This is a genomic window from Paraburkholderia sp. (assembly GCF_049581445.1).
Taxonomy (GTDB): Bacteria; Pseudomonadota; Gammaproteobacteria; order Burkholderiales; family Burkholderiaceae; genus Paraburkholderia.
In genome coordinates, this window is the sequence record NZ_JBAURZ010000244.1 from 1 (window position 1) to 1,545 (window position 1,545).

2 protein-coding genes are annotated in these 1,545 nt (G+C 62.3%); both read right to left on the reverse strand.

Annotation, left to right across the window (positions count from 1 at the left end):
• Positions 1-727 (reverse strand): MlaA family lipoprotein (locus tag WCA85_RS20935; protein ID WP_424066785.1); only part of this gene is annotated, 727 nt, incomplete at its 3' end.
• Positions 724-1,545 (reverse strand): MMPL family transporter (locus WCA85_RS20940; protein ID WP_424066786.1); only part of this gene is annotated, 822 nt, incomplete at its 5' end. The genes WCA85_RS20940 and WCA85_RS20935, both read right to left, overlap by 4 nt.

A 1,545-nucleotide genomic window follows, 5' to 3' on the forward strand; every position in this document is an offset into this window, starting at 1 on the left:
CCCCCGGGGCGTCCGGGTCACCGTAGTTCGGCAACGGCGCGGGCGTAGTCGTATTTCCACCCCTCAATAGCGAGGCCCGCTGCTGGGTGAATGCATCACGTACGAACGAGTATTTATCCAGCGCGGCGGCGTCCAGCAGACTGGATGCGCCTAACAGGTCGGAGCGCGCGCTGACGAACTGCGCGATCCACATCGGGTTACGTACCCCAGGCTCCAGGTAGGTTATCAGATTAAAGCGGTAGTCCACCGCGTAGCCGAGGCTGTCCCGGAATGAGCTTGGTCCGAATAACGGCAGCACCAGGTACGGCCCTGACGGCACGCCCCAGCGGCCCAGCGTTAGCCCAAAGTCCTGGTGATGCTTTGGCAGGCCCGCTGGTGTCGCCCAGTCGATCAGGCCGCCCAGGCCGAAGGTCGAATTGAATGCGAAGCGCACGAGGTCTTCGGTTGCGTCCGTGATCTTCAACTGCAGCAAGTTGTTTGCGACATTGCTGAGATCGCCGAGGTTCGAAAAGAAGTTGCTGATGGCTTGACGAATCGGTTGCGGCGTCACCTTCTGATAGCCCTTCGCGACCGGCTGCGCAATCGTGCGGTCGAGGACGTCGTTGAACTTGAATATCTCGCGGTTCATTGGTTCAAGCGGGTCGCCCGGCTTGCGGTCGGGACCCGTCGCACACCCGGACGCAAGGCCCGCTATTAGCAGGGCCAGCGCGGTGGTTCGCATCTTCATTGCTTGATTCCTTGCTTTTCTTTCGAAGCGCGACGAGGGCGCGGCTTGCCCATCAGGACGGGCTGAAAAACCACGGCACCGATAAGTGTGCATAACAACGACAGCGCGAGCAACCGCCCCATGCTCGACGTGCCTGGGTGATGAGACAACCACAGGCTTCCGAATGCGGTGGCGGTGGTGGCCGCACTGAACATCACAGCGTGAGTGAGGCTTGACTGCAGCAGGCCGGTTTGCCCGTTGCGCCATGCCATCACAAAGTAAATCTTGAACGCCACACCCACACCAAGCATGAGCGGCAACGCGATGATATTGGCGAAGTTTAGTGGCATACCGAAAACGACGCACAGTTCAAGGGTCACCAGCGCCGAAACCAGCAGCGGGATCAGCGTTCGCAGCACGTCGCCGATGCGGCGCAGCGCCAGCCACAGCAGGATCGTGATTGTCAGCAGTGCCCAGCATGCCGCCTGCAGGAACGCCTTGATGATTACGTCAGCGGAATGCAGGATTGAGATCGTGCCGCCGATCGCACCGGGTTCCGCGGTTTTCACGGCGCGCGCGAAGCGGCGCAGCAGCACATCGTCACCGGGGTCCGCGCCGGGTGCGACCTTCGGCGCGATATCGACCAGCGCGCGGCCGTCAGGTGAGACCCAGTCTCGGGCAATTTCTGGCGGAACGGTGGCGCGCGTGATTTCGCTCGGCTGCAGCAGCATGGCCAGTTGCGCAAGCGCGATTTTCAGCGTGCCGGACATGGCGGTTTCGGCGCGATCGCGGGTGGCGGGGGACGCGGCAGCGAGCTTCTGCAGCGTGCTGGCCAGGTG